The sequence below is a fragment of the Hydrogenophaga sp. genome (assembly GCF_019635465.1).
Taxonomy (GTDB): domain Bacteria; phylum Pseudomonadota; class Gammaproteobacteria; order Burkholderiales; family Burkholderiaceae_C; genus Hydrogenophaga.
In genome coordinates, this window is record NZ_JAHBZK010000002.1 from 198,671 (window position 1) to 215,696 (window position 17,026).

The window sequence follows — 17,026 nt, forward strand, 5'->3', positions numbered from 1 at the left end:
TTGATCTCTGGGTTCACAGGCCGCGGTAGACGACCTTGGTCTGGGTGAAGAATTCGAGGCCGACGCGGCCGGACTCGCGGAAGGTCGAGGTGCTCGAGTTCTTCATGCCACCGAAAGGCGCGTTGACGAGGTTGCCGGTGGTGGTGCGGTTGATCTTGACCGTGCCCGACTGGATGTCGCTGGCGAAGTCGTGCATGTAGCGCGCGTTGCGCGTGGCGATGGCGGCCGACAGACCGTACTCGCTGTCGTTGGCCTTGGCCATGGCCTCTGCAAACGAATCGGCTTCGATCACGGCGATCACCGGGCCGAAGATCTCTTCGCGGGCGATGCGCATGTCCTGCGTCACGTTGTCGAACACGGCGGGCGTCACGTAGTAGCCCTTGTCGTAGGGCGCGCCGCTGAGGCGCTCACCGCCGCACAGCAGACGCGCTTCCTGGCGGCCGATGTCGAGGTAATTGAGCACGGTTTCGAGCTGCTTGGCGGTGGCCAGCGGGCCCAGGTCCATGCCGGGCTGGCTGCCCGGGCCGATCTTGAGCGTGGCGATGCGATCGACCAGCTTGCGGGTGAAGGCTTCCTTCACCGCCTTCATCACGATGACGCGACTGGTGCCGGTGCAGGCCTGGCCCGTGAGCGAGAAGCCGCCCTTGATGGCCAGCTCCACCGCCTGGTCCAGGTCGGCGTCTTCCATCACGATCAGCGGGTTCTTGCCACCCAGTTCCATCTGCAGCCGCGTGGTCAGGTGCACGGTGCGGTGGATGTGCATGCCGGCCTGCGTCGAGCCGGTGAACGAGATGGCGCGGATCGACTTCGAGGTGGTGATGATCGGGCCGACATCGCCGGCACGGCCGGTGATGTAGTTGATGACGCCCTTGGGAACACCCGCCTCCACCAGCGCCTCGACCAGGCGCAGGCCGCTCAGCGGCGCGTCCGACGAGGGTTTGAAGACGATGGTGTTGCCGGTGATGAGCGCGGGGGCGATCTTGCGCGCCGGGATGGACGCCGGGAAGTTCCACGGCGAGATGACCGAGACCACGCCCAGCGGCTCGCGCTGGCTGTAGACCAGCATGTTGCCGTCGTCCTGGGGATAGGTTTCGCCGCCGAAGGTCTGGCCTTCGATCGCGTAGAAGCGGAAGGTCTGCGCCGCGCGCAGGAACTCGTCCTTGCCGAGCGCGACCGACTTGCCTTCCTCACGGCTGAGCTCTTCGCCAAAGCGCTGGGCATTGGCTTCGAGGTAGTCGGCCGCCTTGTTGAGCAGGCGCGCGCGCTGGCTCACCGTGGTCTTGCGCCAGGTGTCGAAGGCGACGGTGGCGGCGTTGACCGCGTCTTCCGCGTCGAGCGCGGTCGAGGCCTGAAAGCGCCCGACGAGCTCGTCGGTGTTGGCCGGGTTGATGTTGTCGAAGGTGCGTGCGCTGCGGCACTTCACCCACTGACCATCGATGAAGTTCAGGAACTCCGCGACCGCGGGGGCCTGGACGGTGGTTTCGGGCAGCAAGGCTTCGGCGGTGGTGCTCATGGTGCGAGGGTCCGTGGGGGAAGAGGGCGCAATCGAAGCGGCGGGCCGCAGGGGCGCGGCCCGCCGCTTTGGCTTCAGGCCGCGGCCAGTGCCGGCTGTTGGAGGCCCGGGGCGACGTAGTCGTTGTAAAGAGCGGTCGTGTACAGCAGTCGCATTTCGGCGCCGATCTCGCAGATGCGCAGGCAGCGCTTTTGCAGCTCGGGCGTGTTGGCGTGCTCCAGCACGATCTGGTAGCCGCGCTCGCCGTGGATCTCGTCCGAGACGATGTGCAGGTCGAAGAACTCGACCTCTTCGTCGGTGAAGCCGTACTTCTCGCGCAGCGTGGGGGTCTGCTTGCGGTAGATCGACGGCACTTGCGACTCCAGGCCCACCACCAGGCCGGCCACAGCCACCACCGGGTCTTCGCGCATGGCCACGGCATAGCACCAGCTTTGCAGCGCGCGCGTGGTGGCGTTCATGTTGTCGGGGTCGACCACGCGGTCACGGGTCGTACCGCAGGCTTCGGCAAAGCGGATCAGCAGATCGGTGTGGCGGTCACCGCCGATTTCCTCTTCGTACATGTTGGCCAGCAGGAAGTCCTTGGCCTCGGTCATGTGGTCGGGCGTGCGGGCGTACAGATAGCCCAGGTAGTCGGCGAAGGGGCCAACGTAGTGGTAGTGGTTCTCGGCCCAGCGCGCGAGGTGCTCGCGCGACAGGGTGCCGCCCGCCCAGGCAAGGCTGAAGGGGGACTGGTTGGCGCTCTTGCCTTTGATGGCGTTTTCGAGAGCGGTGCGGAAGGCGTCGCGGCTGAGCAGTTCGGACATGGTGGGCTCCAGGTGGGGTGAGGGGTGAGACACCGGGGGCGGGGCGGGCTGCCGCCGTCCATTGGCGTATACAGTATACATAGGTGAACCAATTCAGCCAGATTCCTGTCCCCGGCAGCGGGAATTGGCTCACCGTGCCGAAAGTATACTGTATACTTTCGAAAATCTTCAAGCCCTTTTGCTGTACCGCCATGCCCACCGTCACCTTCCACAAGCACGGCCAGACCTACCAGGAGGAGGTGCAGCCACGCGCCAACCTGGTGGTGCGGGCCGGCATCAAGGCGTTTCCCTATCCGCACCTCAAGTACGAGTGCGGCATGGGCAAGTGCGCCAAATGCGCCACCCGGGTGATTTCGGGTGCCGAACACCTGCCGCCCCCCAACTGGAAAGAGAAGAAGCAACTCGGCGATCGCCTGGAGCAGGGCTGGCGCCTGACCTGCCAGCTCTGGCTGGAGCACGACATCGAGCTGGAGCAGGAATAAGGAGTGCCACCGCCATGACCACCTTTGTGATCCTCACGTCCAAGCCCGGCCAGTTCCACAGCGAGCCGGGCGAAGGCATGCGCCCGGTCGAAGCCTGGGACTACGTCTGCGAAGGCCGGGTGCGCGCGCGCTTCCTGGTGGCCGAGCTGCAGGCGCCCGGACGCGTGCGCGTCATCGACGACACCGAACCGGTGACCGTCAACCAGGTGCCCACCAAATTCCTCGAGTCCTTTAAAGACATCGATGGCGCTCGCCGCGAACTGCATCACCTCTGCGCGTTCGGCACCGTCAAGGCCGAACTGCGCGCCCGCCACCCTGCCGAATTCAACGCCCCATGATCCAGGTCACCTTCATCACCAACGACAACAAGCAGGTCGAAGCGCCTGAGAACAGCAACCTGCTGCGCGTGTCGCTGCGAGAAAAGGGCGGCATCCCGTTCAAATGCGGCGGCGGTCTGTGTGGCACCTGCAAGTGCCGCATCGAACAGGGCCTGGAGCACACCGACGAGGTCAAGGCCAAGGAGCGCAAACACCTGAGCGACGCCGATCTGCAAGCTGGCTACCGCATGGCGTGCCAGACCTTCCTGCGCGGTGACATCGCTGTGTCGTGGTGAGCGGCATGGAAAGCTCGCTGCTGGCCACCTTTCATGAGATGAGCTGGCTGCGCTTCGTCGCCAGCGGCGTGCTGGTGATGATCGGCGCCTGCCTGCAAGGGGTCAGCGGCCTGGGCTTTGCCATGTTCTGCGCGCCACTCACGGCGCTGTGGTTCCCGGAGCTGGTGCCCGGCCCCCTGCTGGTGTTGAGCTGCCCGCTCGCGCTCATGGGTGGGGCGCGCGACTTCGCCGCCATCGAATGGCGCATGGCGGGGGCCGCGGTCGTCGGGCGCATCGTGGGTACCGGTGTGGCGGCGGCCTGCCTGCTGTTGTTGTCGACCCAGACCCTGTCCCTGATGTTTGCCTTGCTGATCCTCACCGGCGTCAGCCTGAGCCTGACCGGCTGGCGGGTGCAGCTGAGTGCCCGCAACACCGCGGTGGCCGGGGTGGCGTCCGGGATGATGGGCACCATCACCTCGGCCGGCGCGCCGCCGTTTGCCATCGCCATGCAGCACATGCCGCCCGACAAAGTGCGCGGCACCATCGGTGCCATCTTCTTCATCGGGTCGGCCGTCTCGATCACCGTGCTCACGGTGGTGGGCCGCATGGGCACGCACGAGTACCTGCTCAGCCTGCTGCTCATGCCCTGGATGGTGGCCGGCTTCCTGTTGTCCAACCCGCTCAAACGCCACGTCCCGGCGCGTACCGTGCGTTCGCTGTTGCTGGCGCTGGCCGCCATCGGCGCCTTGCTGGTCCTGGCCCGCACGGTGTGGACCGCCTGAGCGCTCCTTCCAACGGAACAATCCATGCAACACATCAGCGACGCGGTGGTCGACGCCACCATCTCCCCCGAAGACGCGCAGGCTGTGCTCGACGACGCCTTCGCGCGCTTTGGCCGCGGTGAGGCCGCCATGCAAGCGCGCGTGCGCACCGACGCCGGTGGCGTCAAGCTCTCCACCCTGGGCGCGGTGATCCCAGGCCAGGGCGTGGTGGGGGCCAAGGTCTACACCACCATCCAGGGCCAGTTCACTTTTGTGATCCTGCTGTTCGCCGCCGACGACGGCCGCGCCCTGGCCTCGTTCGACGCCGGCGCGATCACCCGGCTTCGCACCGCGGCCTGCTCCGTCATCGCGGCGCGTCACCTCGCGCGCAACGATGCAAAGGTCATGGCCTTGTATGGCGCCGGCGTGCAAGGGCGCATGCATGCCGTGCAGATGGCCAAGGCCTTCCCGTTGAGCGAGATCCGGGTGAGCGACCCGTATGCGGCCGCCACCCTGGCAAGCGAGCTGCAGGCCGCGTGCGGTGTGCCGGTGCGCATGTGCGCGCCCGAAATAGCCGTCGAAGGCGCCGACATCGTGGTCACCGCTTCGCGTTCGACGACACCACTGTTCCGGGGCGAACAACTGGCGGCCGGCAGCTTCGTGGCCGCGATTGGTTCGAGCCTGCCGCACACGCGCGAACTCGATGACACCGCCTTGCGGCGCGCCGCCACCATCGCCGTGGAGTGGAAGCCCCAAACCCTGCAGGAAGCCGGTGACCTGGTGCTGGCCGCCCCCGGCGTGGCGCAGGCGGAGCAGGTGGTGGAGCTGGGCGAGCTGGTGGCGGGCTTGAAGCCCGGGCGCCAGAGCGCCGACGCGATCACGCTCTACAAATCGGTCGGTGTGGGCCTGGAGGACGTGGCCCTGGCCGGCCTGGTGTGGAAGCGCCTGCAGGGCTGAGCCGTGGTGCGCGGCACGCGGGCCGCGCGCGCCCGCTCAGGGTTCCATTTGTGCGGCGTTGTACACGTGGCGCATGGCCAGCAGCGAGGCCAGTTCGGCGTCGCCCTTGATGACCGCACGCAAAATCGCGGCGTGTTCATCCCAGTTTTGTTGCCCACGCGTGCGATTGAGCGGCGCGAAGATCAGTGCCGTGCGGTCCCGCAGCGAGCGCATAAGCTCCTGCAGCACCGAGTTGGCGGCAATGCTGCCCAGTGCATCGTGAAATCGCTGGTTCATCTCGAGCAGCGCAGCCTGGTCGTCGCTGTCGAGCATGCGGGTGCCTTCCTGCAGGATGCGCTCCATCTCGGCGATCTGTCGGGCGTCGTGCCGCTGGGCCGCCAGCTTGGCGTTGAGCCCCTCCAGTGTGGCCCGCACCTCAACCAGTTCGCGGATCTGCTCGGGCGTGAACGCGGTGACCGAGGCGCCGCGGCGCGGCTCGATGGTCACCAGGCCTTCGGCCGCCAGCTGACGCAGGGCTTCGCGCACCGGCATGCGCGAGACGCCCAGCTCGTCCGAGAGCCGGCTTTCCACCAGGCGCTCGCCCGGGGCGATGCCGCCACCCATGATGCGCTCGCGCAGGGCTTCGACCACCAGTGTGGTCAGCGGCGAATGGCTCGCCCCCAGCGTGGCTTTTTGCGGCAGGTTCATGGCGTGACCCGGTCTCCGTAGACAGTATGGCAACAGGCGAAACGAGGGCGTGCCCGAAGCCGCGCGATTTTATGCGAGTCAACCAAAAGTCTGCTTTCGTGGGCAGACCCCAGCGAATTCTTCATTTCCATTCGTTTTCTCAACTTGAACCTGGAGTGTTTTCATGACCCCTGATCTGCTTGTCTGGATACCGGCCTACCTGGCCCTCGGCCTCGTGGGCGGCTTTGCCTCCGGCCTGCTGGGCATCGGCGGCGGCATGCTGTTCGTGCCCTTGCTCACCTGGCTGTTCGAGGCGCAGCATTTCGAGCGCGCAAGCGTGGTGCACATGGCGCTCGGCACCTCGCTGGCCATCATCGTGTTCACCTCGATCTCCAGTGCGCGCACCCACCACGCCAAGGGCAATGTGGACTGGTCCATCGTCAAAGGCATTGCCCCCGGCATCCTGCTGGGTGGGCTCATCGGCGGCTGGCTGGCCAAGCAACTCAGCACCACGGTGCTGGCCAGCGTGTTCGCGGTGTTCGTCACCTACTCGGCGGTGCAGATGTTCCTCAACGCCAAGCCCAAGCCCACACGGCAGTTGCCGGGCGCGCTGGGCCTGTTCGGCGTCGGCACCTTCATCAGCGGTCTGTCGCAGCTGGTGGGCGCGGGCGGGGGCTTTCTGTCGGTGCCTTTCATGACATGGTGCAACGTCAACATGCACCGCGCGGTGGGTACCTCGGCTGCGCTGGGCTTGCCGATCGCGGTCATGGGCGCCCTGATGTTCTTCCTGAGTGGACGCTCGGTGTCGGGCTTGCCGCCGCACAGCCTGGGCTTCATCTACCTGCCGGCGTTCGTGGCGGTGCTGGTGACCGGTGTGCTCATGGCCCCGGTGGGCGCCCGCATGGCCAGCCGCCTGCCGGTGGCCACGCTCAAGCGGGTGTTTGCGGGCTTCCTGTTCCTGCTGGCGGCCAAGATGCTGCATTCGGCACTGACGCATTGATCACGGTGTGAAAAGCGCCCCCGCCCGAACAACCGGGCGGGGGCCAAAAAAACGCCGCGTCTGGCGCGGCGAATGCCCTGGAGGGGGCGGAAGGAAGAACTCTCCAGCGGGGCCCGCGGGCCCCGCGATGCATCAGAACAGGTGGTACATGCCCAGTGCGAGCACGTTGCCTTTCTGGTCTGCGGCGCCCGGCGTCTTGATGGTGTTGGTGCGGTAGCCGCCGTACACCGTGGTGCGCTTGCTCAAGCTGTAGAAGGCCGCCAGGCTCATGCCGGTGCGCTTGACGTCGCCAGCGCCCGCGGCAACGGTGTTGACCAGCTTGCCGGTGTAGTTGGTGTCGCTGCTGAAGCCGGTGATCTGGCCCTTGGACTGCGCGAAGCCGCCCGAGAGCAGCCAGCCGTCACCCAGCGGCACGTCGGCGCCCAGCGACCATTCGTTGGTGCTCGGCGAGCCAAACGACACCTTGCCGTAGCTGGCCAGCAGCTTGGCCACGCCGAGGTCGTACGAGGTGTTCAGGCGCGTGAACTTGATGGCGGTCGACGAGCCGGTGGCTTTCTCGGTCTGGTACGCAGCGCCGGCGAACAGCGGGCCGCTGGCGTACTTGACGTGCATGCTGGTGATCGAGCCCGAGCCGACGGTGGCGGTCTTGTTCTCGGCCATGCCGTAGCTCACCACGCCGCTGAAGCCGCCGAAGTCGGGCGTTGCGTAGTAGATGCCGTTGTTGGGCGCGTCCTTGTACGAGGTGGTCAGCCAGGCGCCCTGGTTGGGGGCCAGCGTCGAGTTCTTGGCCACCAGGGCGGCGCCGCTGATGTCATCGAACGCGCTCCAGGCCTTGCCGAAGCGCAGGTCACCGAAGCCACCCGAGACGCCAACCCAGGACTGGCGGGTGAAGGACACACCGCCAGCGCCGCCGTTGTCCATGGCAAAGCCGGACTCGAGCTGGAAGTTGACCTTGTAGCCGCCACCGATGTCTTCGCTGCCTTTGAAGCCGAAGCGGCTTTCGTAGGTGCCGCTGCTGTCGACCGAGCTCTGGCGCAGGCCGGTGGCCGCGTCCTTCTTGCTGGCCAGGTACATGTCGGCCAGACCGTAGAGCGTGACGCTCGATTGGGCCATCGCGGCGCCGGTGGCCAGGGTGGCAGAGACGAGCAGGATGCTTTTCTTCATGGGGTTTCCGAAAGGTTGAGTGGGAGGTTGAAGGACAGGGGACAGGAACTCAGAAGACGACCACGCCGACGACGGTTGCGGTGGCCAGGCCGATCAGCACCGGCAAGGTGAGCACACGCACGAGGTCGGTGACCGAGACCCGCGCGAAGCCGGCCACGGCAATCAGCGACGACCAGGCGATCAGCGTGCCGCCGCCGGTCCAGATGGCGCCCATCTGGCCGATGGCGGCCAGGGTGGTGGGGTCGATGTTGGAGACCGGGCCGAGCGCGCCGGCCAGTGCGCCGGTCAGCGGCAGGCCCGAGAAGCCGGAGCCGTCGATGCCGGTGACCATGCCCACGATCAGCAGGCCGAAGGCCACGAACAGCGGGTTGTGCGGGATCCAGTCCTGCGCGCTGCGCACCAGGTCGAACAGCAGGCTGGGCGTGCTGCCGGCGTCGCTGCCGAAGATGGCGGCGGCGGTTTCGCTGGCGCCCAGGAAGAAGAAGCCGGCGATCGGCAGCACCGAGCCCATGGCGCGGAAGGCAAACACGAAGCCTTCGGTGATGTGGTCGGCACTGGCTTCCAGCATGCGGCGCCCGCCGGTCATCGCCAGGGTCGCGAAGATCATCAGGGCCGCGGCGGCACCGCCCACAAGCGAAGCACCCGCACCACCCTTGAAGTCGCCCAGAGGCACGCCCAGCTTGGGCAGCACCATCAACACGATCACGGCCAGGAACACCAGGGGCGTCACCACCGCAAACAGGCGCGACCACTTGAATTCTTCGGCCGGCACGCTTTGCAGCTCGCGGCGCAGGTCCTGGCCGGTCACCGGCTGGTTTTCACGGCGCGTGCCTTCGGCAATTTCGGCCTTGTGGGTGGTGCCCTCGTGTTCGTGTTCGGCCAGCTCGCCCTTCACGGCCAGCTCCTGCCAGCGCTCCAGGTGCAGCGGGCTCGCGGGCTGGAACTTGCGACGGTGCAGCACGAAGATGACCACCAGTGCCACCAGACCGGTGATGACGGACAGCGCCAGTGCGCGGTCGGCCACCAGTGCCGCCGCCACACCGGCCGCCTTGGCGCTGATGCCAGGGGCCACGCCGATCACGTAGTCGGACGACAGCGCCATGCCCTGGCCGGCCACCGCGATGGCGGCCGCGCCGACGATCGGGGGCAGGCCGGCGGCGATGGCCGCGGGCAGCAGCACCGCGCACACCAGCGGCACCGCGGGCGTGGGCCAGAAGAACAGCGAGATGAAGTAGGTAATGCCCGCCAGCAGCAGGTAGGACACCGGTCCGTTCTTCATCAGCACCCGGAAGGGCTTGACCATCAGGATGTCGGACTTCAAGGCCTTGAGGGCATTGAGCAGCGCCGTCATCAGCGCGATCACCAGGAAGATGCTGAACAGCTCCTTGGCGGCCACCAGGCTGGCGCTGTAGATGCCGCCCAGGCCCGACAGCGGGCTGCCGGTCCAGGCGAGACCGACAAGAAAGGTGGCGGCGATCGACGGGACGAGCACGTTGGCGCGAAACACCATCGTCACGATGATGCTGATGACGCCGAGCAGGTACATCCAGTGCGCTGCGGTCAGGGTTACGTTGGAATCCATGGCATTGATCCGTGTTGTGTGGCCTGCATGGGGACAGGCGTTGGGGTTTCGCGGGTCTCGGCTTGGCAGCCGGTGTGGTTGGCAGTGTGGTGGTATTCGCGGCGGCCTTCCCTGGCTCCTCCCGCCGCGGTCATTGGCCTGTCACCACCGGGTGGCAGTGCGGCCGATTTTCGAGTGTGCGAATGGTATACAGAATACTGTTGGTGCATTTTGAGGGTTTTCCCGTGCCTGTTTGGTGCAAGAAAATCCCCTTCTCGGTGCGTCAATGGGTCTGAAGGCCGGTGAATCCCGGGTGAATCGGCGATATGACTGAATCAATGGATACGGTATACCGCTTGTGTGATTTCGCTACGCACACTCCGTGCCAAGGCCGGCGGACTCCCGACGCCGCAGCATTCCTGGGTTAGCCCAAGGGGGAAACCGCCAGCGAAACCGGGCTTGACAGTGCGTCCAAGTCAGTTGGTATACTGTATTCATGCTAACCGAGCCTGCCGTCTCTTCACCGCCGACCGCCCGGACCGAGGTCCGAAGCGACGCCGCCATGGTGGCCACCGGCCATCCCCTGGCCGCTCAAGCCGCCGCCAGGCTGCTGCGCGAAGGCGGCAGCGCGGTGGACGCCGCAATTGCGGCCGATGCGGTGATGGGCGTGGTCGAGCCCATGGCCACGGGCATTGGCGGCGACCTGCTCGCCATGCTGGTAATGCCCGACGGCACGCCCCACAGCTACAACGGCTCCGGGCGATCGCCCATGGCCTTCGGTGCGTCCTTGCTGAGTGGATTGCCGAACCAGCGCCTGCCCGAGCGCCATGTGCTGACCGCGACGGTACCGGGCGCGGTTCGTGGCTGGCGGGACCTGCACAACCGGCACGGCGTGGCGCCCTGGGCGTCGCTGTTTGCGGACGCCATTGCGGTGGCGCGATCAGGTTTTGCCGTTTCGCCCGTTGCGGCGCGCGAATGGGCCTTGTTCCAGCCGGTGATTGCGGCAGACGAGGAGAGTGCCCGGTTGTACCGGGCCCACGCCGTACCAAGGGCTGGAGAACTCTTCAGCAACCCCGAGCTGGCCGACACCCTCACCGACATCGCCAACGCCGGCCCGGACGCCTTCTACCTGGGACGGGCCGCGCGCGCCGCCGAAGCGGCCTGCAGCCGGTTGGGTGGGGTGCTGATGGCCAGTGACTTCGCGGCCCATCAGGGAGAGTTCACCGTACCCGTGCGCGCGCGCTTCCGCGACCTCGAGGTGCTGGAATGCCCGCCCAACACCCACGGGGTGGCGGTGCTGCACGCGTTGCAGGCGCTCGACGCCATGGCCCTGGACCCGCGGGACCCGGCCACCACGGTGGCCATGGTCGACAGCATGGACGCCGCCATGGCCCACGCCAAGCGCGTGGTGGCCGACCCGGCGGGCAACACCGTCTGCACCGTGGTGGTCGACGCCAGGGGCCTGGCAGTCACCTTGATGAGTAGCGTGTTCAAGCGATTCGGCAGCGGCATCGGTGTGCCCGGTTGCGGCTTTGCCCTGCAGAACCGCGGCTTCGGTTTCGCGCCGCCAGGACAGCTCAATGGCGCGGCACCGGGCAAACGCCCGTACCACACCGTGGTGCCCGGAGCGGCCCTGCGCAATGGCCGCTTCCATGCGGGCTTTGGGGTCGTCGGCGGGGCCATGCAGCCCCAGGGGCACGTACAGCTGATGGTGCGCACGGCCGCCTGGGGGCAGGCCTTGCAGGCTGCCATCGATGCCCCGCGTTGGCGGCTGGAGGGCAACCGACTGCTGGCCACCGAAGCGGGCACCCCCGCCGATGTCGAACGCGCCTTGCGCAATGCCGGCTACGCCGAGCCCAGCGGCGAGGGCGAACTCGGTGGCCGCAGCGACTTTGGCGGCGCACAGGTCGTGATGCGCAATGCGCACGGCGAACTGATTGGCGGCAGCGACCGCCGCAAAGACGGCATGGCCCTGGCCTGCTGATCCCATATGCGCACGCCATGGCGTGCAATCCAAGCACCTGAAAACATGAGCCTGAAGATCTATGGCACAGCGGCCTCACGCGCGATCCGCCCTTTGTGGGCCGCAGAAGAAATCGGTCTGCCCTACGAGCACATTGCCTGGCACTACCAGGGCCCGGAAGTGCGCGAACCGGCCTACCTCGCCATCAACCCCAACGGCACGGTGCCGGCGATCGATGACAACGGGGTCCGGGTGTTCGAGTCGCTGGCCATCACCCTGTACCTCGCGCAGCGCCACCCACTGGCCGGTCTGTGGAGTGCAACCGACGCAGGGCGCGCGCACATCCTGCAATGGACGCTCTGGGCCGCCACCGAAGCCGAGCCCCTGGCGCGCCAATGGTTTCACCACACCGGCTTTCTGCCACCCGAGCAGCGGATCCCCGCGATGGCCGATGCCGCGATCGACAAACTGCAGACGCGGCTTCAGGTCCTGGAGAAGCACCTGACCACACGTGAGTGGTTGGTGGAAGAGCGATTCACGGTGGCCGACCTCAATGTGGCCGCCGTGCTGCAGCGCCTGACGAGACTCGCCCGCGTGCCCTTGCCACACACCCAGGCCTGGCACCAGCGCTGCCTGTCGAGACCGGCCGCTCAGCGCGCCTGGGCGCTGCGTCCGGCCAACTGAACTTTGGAAGCCTGACTTCGGCGCCGCGAACAGCGCCTGGCATCAGGCGTGAGCCGCCCCGCCGCCCACCTGGAAGAACCCCACGGCGTCGGCCAGGCGCGCAGCCTGGGTGCGCAGACTTTCGGCCGCCGCAGCGCTCTCTTCGACGAGCGCCGCGTTCTGTTGGGTGGTCTGGTCAAGCTGGGCCACCGCTGCGTTGACCTGGCCGATGCCGTTGGTTTGCTCCGTGGCCGCGGCGCCCAGCTCGCCCATGAGGTCGCTGACGCGGCGCACCTGGGTCACGATGTCGTCCATGGCGGTGCGGGCATCGCCCACCAAGCGCGAGCCACTGGCCACCTTGTCCACGCTGTCGCCGATCAGCGTCTTGATCTCCTTGGCCGCTTGCGCACTGCGTTGCGCCAGGTTGCGCACCTCACCCGCCACCACGGCGAAGCCTCGGCCTTGCTCGCCGGCACGCGCGGCTTCCACCGCGGCATTGAGCGCCAGGATGTTGGTCTGGAAGGCGATGCCGTCGATGACGCCGATGATGTCGTTGATCTTCCTGGAGCTGGCGTTGATCTCGTCCATGGTGGCCACCACCTGGCTCACCACGTCGCCGCCGTTGACCGCGGCATGGCTGGCCGATGAGGCCAGCTGCGTGGCCTGGCGTGCGGTTTCGGCGCTGGTCTGCGCAGTGGCGTTCATCTGTTCCATCGACGCCGCCGTCTCCTGCAGGCTGCTGGCCTGGCGTTCGGTGCGCGAAGACAGGTCGGCGTTGCCGGTGGCGATCTGGCTGGTGCCGCTGGCAATGCTTTCGCTGCCCTGGCGCACTTCGCTGACGATGCGCAGCAGGCTTTCGTTCATGGTCTTGAGCGCGGTCTGCAGCTCGCCCAGTTCGTCGCGATTGGTCACGTCGATGCGCGAGCTCAGGTCGCCGGCCGCCACCGTTTGTGCCACGCGCACGGCTTCACGGATCGGTTTGACGATGAGGTGGGTGAGCAGGAGCGCCAGGCCCACGGCAGCGGCCACGGCCGCGGCGCTGGTGGCGACCATGAGGTTGCGGTTGATGGCGAAGTCGTCGTTGGACGTCACGACTTCCTTGGCCGCTTCACCTGCGATGGCTTCAAGGTAAGCATGGCCGGCTTTGATCAAGGCCTCCAACAGCGGGCGGCAATCGGTTTCCATGCGCTGCACCGCCCCCATGCGGTCGCCAGTGACGGCGCGGTTGAGGATGTCCAGCGCCACGGGCCCGTACTTGGCCTCCACCGCCACCAGGTCGTCGTACAGGCGACGCTCTTGGGCAGACGCATGCTCGTCGGCATCCAGGGCCGTGCGCAGTTGCTTGAACTGTTCAACCACCAGGCCATGGGCCACGGTGGTGGCGCGCTGCTCGTAGTCCCGATCGGCCTCGGTGCTGACGAGCACGAGGTTGCGCACGCCGATAGCGCGGGCATTGGCCGCGTCCAGGATGCCGTTGGCCAATGCCAGGCGCTGGCCGGTCTCGCCCACATATTGGGAGAAGTTGTCGTGCTCGTGGCTCAACGCGCGAATGGCCAGAACGGAGACGGCCAGCACGATCACCGACAACAGCAAAAAGCTGGCGATGAGCTTGGCTTTGATGGAGAGGCGATCGAGAAACATGGATCACCGTGCCTTTCTTGCGTGTGTGAACCGGTCGGACAAAAAGCTCGCCGGTGTGCTTGGCGTATCGGCCGTCGCCGCGGCGACATTCAGTTCCAGCAACGCCTGTCGCCGCGGGCGCCGACAGGTGGCGCGCCACTTAGTGCCTCGGTACGCAAACGGCCCGCCCCACCGGTGGAAGCGTCACACCTTCAGATGACGGGAATTCCCCGCAAGGGTGCGAGGGCGGATCCCGCGAACCGGGCCCAAGCGGTGCATGTGGTCGCACCAGCGCCCAAAGGGGTGCATGGACAGGGGTCCTGACCGCCTGTCCAGGTGCTGGGACAATCCCTATAGACGGAATACTGTATTCAATCTAGAGTGCGCCCAGCTTCTCTTCATTCCCTGTGAAGCGGGCCGTTATCTCGCCACTCCATCGGCCCGCTGCGCGCTGCGTTGCCTGGAGATCGAAGCCAATGGCACGCTGATTGCATACAGTATCTTGAAAAGTCGCCCCACCCACGCCACCGAACAGGAGTCCGCCATGTTCCACCCGAACCGTCCCGCTGTCCAACCCCTGTGGTCCCGCGCCATGCAATGGATCGGGGCCGCCGCCCTGGGTCTGGGCATGCTGGCGCCTGCGGCCGCACAGACCGCCGCTGCGCCCACCAAGGTGCGCTACGAAGAGGTGGTGCGCTCCGTGTTGTATCTGCCGGCCTATGTCGCCATGAACCAGGGCTTCTTCCGCGAAGCGGGTCTGGACGTCGGCATGAAGACCTCGCAAGGCACCGACAAGGGCATGGCCGCCTTGCTGTCGGGCAGCGCCGACATCGTGCTGATCGGCCCCGAGGCCTCCATCTACGTGGCCAACAGCGAATCGCCGGTCAAGCCCAAGATTTTTTCGGGCCTGACCGCCACCGACGGTTTCCTGTTGCTGGCCCGTGAAAAACCGGCCGGTGCCTTCGCCTGGGACCAGCTCAAGGGCAAGGCCGTGATGGGTTTCCGCCCGGGCTCCAACCCGGATGTCTTTCTTGAGACCGCCATGCGCAAGAACGGCGTCGACCCCAAGAAGGACCTGAAGATCGTCAACAACGTCGGCCCCGCTGCCCGTACCGGCGCCTGGCTGGCCGGCCAGAACGACTACGCCATCTTCCTGGAGCCCGAAGCCACGCTGCTCGAGAAGCAGGGCAAGGGCACTGTGGTGGCGTCCATCGGTCGCACCGTTGGCCCGGTGGACTACACCGTCTTCACCGCCACCGACGTCTTCCTCAAGCAGAACCCCGGCGTGGCGCAGGCCTGGACCAATGCCATCGTGAAAGCCCAGCAATACGTGGCCAAGGCACCCGCCGCCGACCTGGCCAACCACATCGCCGAGTTCTTCCCGACCATGGCCAAGCCCGATCTGATCGCCGCCATCGACCGCTACCGCAGCATCGGTCTGTGGAAGACCAACCCCACCGTGGAACGTCAGGCCATCGACACCCTGCAGGACATGCTGGTGGCCAGCGGCGTGCTAGACACGGCCAAGCGCGTGAAATACGAGCAGGTCGTGGTGACCGATTTCACCGCCAAGGCGAAGCCATGAACGCCGTGCTGGAACGCCCACCGGTGGCCGCGACCGCGGTCGAGGCCCGCATCGAGATCAACGACGTCTCGCTGCGCTACTTCACCCCGGCCGGCGAGACGCAGGCACTGGACCGCATCCAGCTGAGCATCGCGCCCGGCGAATTCGTCAGCCTCATTGGCCAGTCCGGGTGCGGCAAAAGCACCTTGCTGTCGCTGATGGCCGGCATCCTGCAGCCGTCGTCGGGTGAGGTGCGGGTGCACGGTGAACGCGTCAAAGGGCCCAGCCCCCGGGTGGGCTACATGCTGCAGCAGGACTACCTGTTCGAGTGGCGGACCATTCTCGACAACGCCATGCTGGGCGCAGAAATCCAGGGCCGCGACAAGCGAACGTCGCGCGAGCGCGCCATCGACCTGCTGCACAAATGCGGCATGGGCGACTTCCTGCACCACTATCCGCGCCAGCTCTCGGGCGGTATGCGCCAGCGCGTGGCGCTGGCCCGCACCCTGGTGACCGACCCCGACGTGGTGCTGCTCGACGAGCCCTTCTCGGCGCTCGACTCGCAAACCCGCCTGGCCATCGCCGACGAGGTGGTGGAGGTGTTGCGCGACGAGGGCAAGTCGGTGGTGCTGGTGACGCACGACATCGGCGAAGCCATTGCCATGACCGACCGCGTCGTGGTGCTCTCGCGCCGGCCGGGTCGCATCAAGTCCCAACACTTCATGCGCTTCGACGCGAGCTGCGGCGATCGCCGTCCCAGCCCCTTTGAAGTGCGCTCGCTGCCCGAGTTCAACACCTATTTCGCCATGCTGTGGGACGAGCTCGATGTCCACGTGGAAGGATGAATCCATGAACGCCAGTGCCCCCGTCACCATGGCCCAGTCGCTGCCGGCCGCGCCCGCGCCTGGGCGCGAGCCCAGCCCGGCGTACCGCGCCTGGCAGGCGCGCGAACAACGCCGCCGCCACCTCATCACCGCCACGCGCATCGCCCTGCTGTGTGCCTTTCTGGTGTTGTGGGAGGTGCTGGCCAAGACGCATGTGGTCAACCCCATGCTCACCAGCTACCCCAGCGCGCTGTGGCCCACCTTTCTGGACCTGCTGCACAACGGCAACCTGATCGGTCACACCTGGGCCACGTTCAAGGCCACCTTGGTCGGCTTTGCGCTGAGCATGGTCATCGGCATCGGCGTGGCCGCCGGCCTGTGGTGGTCGGACTTCGCGCACAAGGTGCTGGACCCCTTCCTGGTGATCGCCAACGCCATGCCCAAGATCGCCTTCGTGCCGATCTTCTACATCTGGCTCGGCTCCGAGTACTCGGTCTACGGCATGGCCGTGGCCATCGCGGTGTTCGTGACCATCATGGTGGTGTTCGACGGCTTTCAAAGCATCGACCCCAACAAGATCAAGCTGGCCCGCACCCTGGGCGCCAGCCGCGCGCAGGTGTTGCAGCTGGTGGTGCTGCCGGGCAGCGTGCCCACGCTGGTGGCCGCGCTCAAGATGAACATCGGCCTGGCCCTGGTTGGTGTCATCGTGGGCGAGTTCCAGTCGGCCAGCGAAGGTCTGGGCTTTCTCATCGTCAACGGCAGCCAGATCTTCCAGCTCAACGTGGTCATGACCGCCATCGTCGTACTGGGCCTGCTGTCGGGTCTGATGTACTTCGTGATCGCGCGCATCGAGGCCGCCATGGCCAAGCGCTACGCCTGAGGCAGGGAGACAC

17 protein-coding genes are annotated in these 17,026 nt (G+C 66.7%); 11 read left to right on the forward strand and 6 right to left on the reverse strand.

Annotated features, from left to right (window positions below):
* Positions 1 to 13 precede the first annotated feature (13 nt).
* Both KF871_RS02570 and KF871_RS02575 read right to left on the reverse strand, forming a co-directional pair.
* Positions 14 to 1,513 (reverse strand): aldehyde dehydrogenase family protein, encoded by a 1,500-nt coding sequence (locus KF871_RS02570; RefSeq protein WP_291137864.1) that lies wholly within the window; start codon positions 1,511 to 1,513, stop codon positions 14 to 16.
* A gap of 74 nt (positions 1,514 to 1,587) precedes the next feature.
* Complete coding sequence (locus KF871_RS02575; RefSeq protein ID WP_291137867.1) at positions 1,588 to 2,316, reverse strand: iron-containing redox enzyme family protein; 729 nt, start codon at positions 2,314 to 2,316, stop codon at positions 1,588 to 1,590.
* A 191-nt stretch (positions 2,317 to 2,507) separates the two neighbouring features.
* Between KF871_RS02575 and KF871_RS02580 the strand changes: the two genes are divergently transcribed.
* Genes KF871_RS02580 through KF871_RS02600 form a run of 5 tightly spaced genes read left to right on the forward strand, consistent with a single transcriptional unit; the run spans position 2,508 to position 5,108 of the window.
* On the forward strand, positions 2,508 to 2,798 hold the full coding sequence (locus tag KF871_RS02580) for a 2Fe-2S iron-sulfur cluster-binding protein (RefSeq protein WP_291137869.1): 291 nt from the start codon (positions 2,508 to 2,510) through the stop codon (positions 2,796 to 2,798).
* 14 nt (positions 2,799 to 2,812) lie between these two features.
* Entirely contained in the window at positions 2,813 to 3,136 is a 324-nt protein-coding gene (locus KF871_RS02585) for a ferredoxin (protein ID WP_291137872.1), read from the forward strand.
* Entirely contained in the window at positions 3,133 to 3,411 is a 279-nt protein-coding gene (locus KF871_RS02590) for a 2Fe-2S iron-sulfur cluster binding domain-containing protein (RefSeq protein WP_291137875.1), read from the forward strand. The genes KF871_RS02585 and KF871_RS02590 overlap by 4 nt, the downstream gene beginning before the upstream one ends.
* A gap of 5 nt (positions 3,412 to 3,416) precedes the next feature.
* Positions 3,417 to 4,172: a sulfite exporter TauE/SafE family protein gene (locus KF871_RS02595; RefSeq protein WP_291137878.1), complete on the forward strand. Its 756-nt coding sequence runs from the start codon at positions 3,417 to 3,419 to the stop codon at positions 4,170 to 4,172.
* Positions 4,173 to 4,196: 24 nt separating this feature from the next.
* Complete coding sequence (locus KF871_RS02600) at positions 4,197 to 5,108, forward strand: ornithine cyclodeaminase family protein (protein WP_291137880.1); 912 nt, start codon at positions 4,197 to 4,199, stop codon at positions 5,106 to 5,108.
* A gap of 36 nt (positions 5,109 to 5,144) precedes the next feature.
* Here the strand turns inward: KF871_RS02600 and KF871_RS02605 are convergent, their stop codons facing one another.
* A complete protein-coding gene (locus KF871_RS02605; RefSeq protein WP_291137883.1) occupies positions 5,145 to 5,795 on the reverse strand; it encodes a GntR family transcriptional regulator in 651 nt (216 codons plus the stop codon).
* Positions 5,796 to 5,958: 163 nt separating this feature from the next.
* On the opposite strand from KF871_RS02605, the gene KF871_RS02610 reads away from it, so the two are divergent.
* Positions 5,959 to 6,774 (forward strand): sulfite exporter TauE/SafE family protein, encoded by an 816-nt coding sequence (locus tag KF871_RS02610; RefSeq protein WP_291137886.1) that lies wholly within the window; start codon positions 5,959 to 5,961, stop codon positions 6,772 to 6,774.
* Positions 6,775 to 6,906: 132 nt separating this feature from the next.
* On the opposite strand, the gene KF871_RS02615 is transcribed toward KF871_RS02610, so the two are convergent.
* The gene (locus KF871_RS02615; protein WP_291137890.1) at positions 6,907 to 7,938 is read right to left on the reverse strand and encodes a porin; all 1,032 of its coding nucleotides are present in this window, start codon (positions 7,936 to 7,938) and stop codon (positions 6,907 to 6,909) included.
* A gap of 49 nt (positions 7,939 to 7,987) precedes the next feature.
* Positions 7,988 to 9,520, reverse strand: a complete 1,533-nt coding sequence (locus tag KF871_RS02620; RefSeq protein ID WP_291137893.1) for a hypothetical protein — start codon at positions 9,518 to 9,520, stop codon at positions 7,988 to 7,990.
* A gap of 475 nt (positions 9,521 to 9,995) precedes the next feature.
* Here KF871_RS02620 and KF871_RS02625 point away from each other — a divergent pair, with 475 nt between their 5' ends.
* Both KF871_RS02625 and KF871_RS02630 read left to right on the forward strand, forming a co-directional pair.
* On the forward strand, positions 9,996 to 11,483 hold the full coding sequence (locus KF871_RS02625; protein ID WP_291137895.1) for a gamma-glutamyltransferase family protein: 1,488 nt from the start codon (positions 9,996 to 9,998) through the stop codon (positions 11,481 to 11,483).
* Positions 11,484 to 11,528: 45 nt separating this feature from the next.
* Positions 11,529 to 12,146 carry a glutathione S-transferase family protein gene (locus tag KF871_RS02630; protein WP_291137898.1) on the forward strand — a complete coding sequence of 206 codons (618 nt, stop codon included), beginning with the start codon at positions 11,529 to 11,531 and terminating at the stop codon, positions 12,144 to 12,146.
* Positions 12,147 to 12,188: 42 nt separating this feature from the next.
* Here the strand turns inward: KF871_RS02630 and KF871_RS02635 are convergent, their stop codons facing one another.
* Complete coding sequence (locus KF871_RS02635; protein WP_291137901.1) at positions 12,189 to 13,766, reverse strand: methyl-accepting chemotaxis protein; 1,578 nt, start codon at positions 13,764 to 13,766, stop codon at positions 12,189 to 12,191.
* Positions 13,767 to 14,337: 571 nt separating this feature from the next.
* On the opposite strand from KF871_RS02635, the gene KF871_RS02640 reads away from it, so the two are divergent.
* From KF871_RS02640 to KF871_RS02650, 3 genes are read left to right on the forward strand one after another with little or no spacing between them, the layout of a single operon-like run.
* A complete protein-coding gene (locus KF871_RS02640) occupies positions 14,338 to 15,330 on the forward strand; it encodes an ABC transporter substrate-binding protein (protein ID WP_291138029.1) in 993 nt (330 codons plus the stop codon).
* On the forward strand, positions 15,327 to 16,154 hold the full coding sequence (locus KF871_RS02645; RefSeq protein WP_291137904.1) for an ABC transporter ATP-binding protein: 828 nt from the start codon (positions 15,327 to 15,329) through the stop codon (positions 16,152 to 16,154). The genes KF871_RS02640 and KF871_RS02645 overlap by 4 nt, the downstream gene beginning before the upstream one ends.
* 28 nt (positions 16,155 to 16,182) lie before the next feature.
* Complete coding sequence (locus KF871_RS02650) at positions 16,183 to 17,013, forward strand: ABC transporter permease (RefSeq protein WP_367172020.1); 831 nt, start codon at positions 16,183 to 16,185, stop codon at positions 17,011 to 17,013.
* Positions 17,014 to 17,026 lie beyond the last annotated feature (13 nt).

Excerpts from the sequence above, each read along its gene's own strand:
- KF871_RS02570 (WP_291137864.1), bottom strand. The coding sequence starts at position 1,513 with ATGAGCACCACCGCCGAAGCCTTGCTGCCCGAAACCACCGTCCAGGCC.
- KF871_RS02575 (WP_291137867.1), bottom strand. The coding sequence starts at position 2,316 with ATGTCCGAACTGCTCAGCCGCGACGCCTTCCGCACCGCTCTCGAAAAC.
- KF871_RS02580 (WP_291137869.1), top strand. The coding sequence starts at position 2,508 with ATGCCCACCGTCACCTTCCACAAGCACGGCCAGACCTACCAGGAGGAG.
- KF871_RS02585 (WP_291137872.1), top strand. The coding sequence starts at position 2,813 with ATGACCACCTTTGTGATCCTCACGTCCAAGCCCGGCCAGTTCCACAGC.
- KF871_RS02590 (WP_291137875.1), top strand. The coding sequence starts at position 3,133 with ATGATCCAGGTCACCTTCATCACCAACGACAACAAGCAGGTCGAAGCG.
- KF871_RS02595 (WP_291137878.1), top strand. The coding sequence starts at position 3,417 with ATGGAAAGCTCGCTGCTGGCCACCTTTCATGAGATGAGCTGGCTGCGC.
- KF871_RS02600 (WP_291137880.1), top strand. The coding sequence starts at position 4,197 with ATGCAACACATCAGCGACGCGGTGGTCGACGCCACCATCTCCCCCGAA.
- KF871_RS02605 (WP_291137883.1), bottom strand. The coding sequence starts at position 5,795 with ATGAACCTGCCGCAAAAAGCCACGCTGGGGGCGAGCCATTCGCCGCTG.
- KF871_RS02610 (WP_291137886.1), top strand. The coding sequence starts at position 5,959 with ATGACCCCTGATCTGCTTGTCTGGATACCGGCCTACCTGGCCCTCGGC.
- KF871_RS02615 (WP_291137890.1), bottom strand. The coding sequence starts at position 7,938 with ATGAAGAAAAGCATCCTGCTCGTCTCTGCCACCCTGGCCACCGGCGCC.
- KF871_RS02620 (WP_291137893.1), bottom strand. The coding sequence starts at position 9,520 with ATGGATTCCAACGTAACCCTGACCGCAGCGCACTGGATGTACCTGCTC.
- KF871_RS02625 (WP_291137895.1), top strand. The coding sequence starts at position 9,996 with ATGCTAACCGAGCCTGCCGTCTCTTCACCGCCGACCGCCCGGACCGAG.
- KF871_RS02630 (WP_291137898.1), top strand. The coding sequence starts at position 11,529 with ATGAGCCTGAAGATCTATGGCACAGCGGCCTCACGCGCGATCCGCCCT.
- KF871_RS02635 (WP_291137901.1), bottom strand. The coding sequence starts at position 13,766 with ATGTTTCTCGATCGCCTCTCCATCAAAGCCAAGCTCATCGCCAGCTTT.
- KF871_RS02640 (WP_291138029.1), top strand. The coding sequence starts at position 14,338 with ATGCAATGGATCGGGGCCGCCGCCCTGGGTCTGGGCATGCTGGCGCCT.
- KF871_RS02645 (WP_291137904.1), top strand. The coding sequence starts at position 15,327 with ATGAACGCCGTGCTGGAACGCCCACCGGTGGCCGCGACCGCGGTCGAG.
- KF871_RS02650 (WP_367172020.1), top strand. The coding sequence starts at position 16,183 with ATGGCCCAGTCGCTGCCGGCCGCGCCCGCGCCTGGGCGCGAGCCCAGC.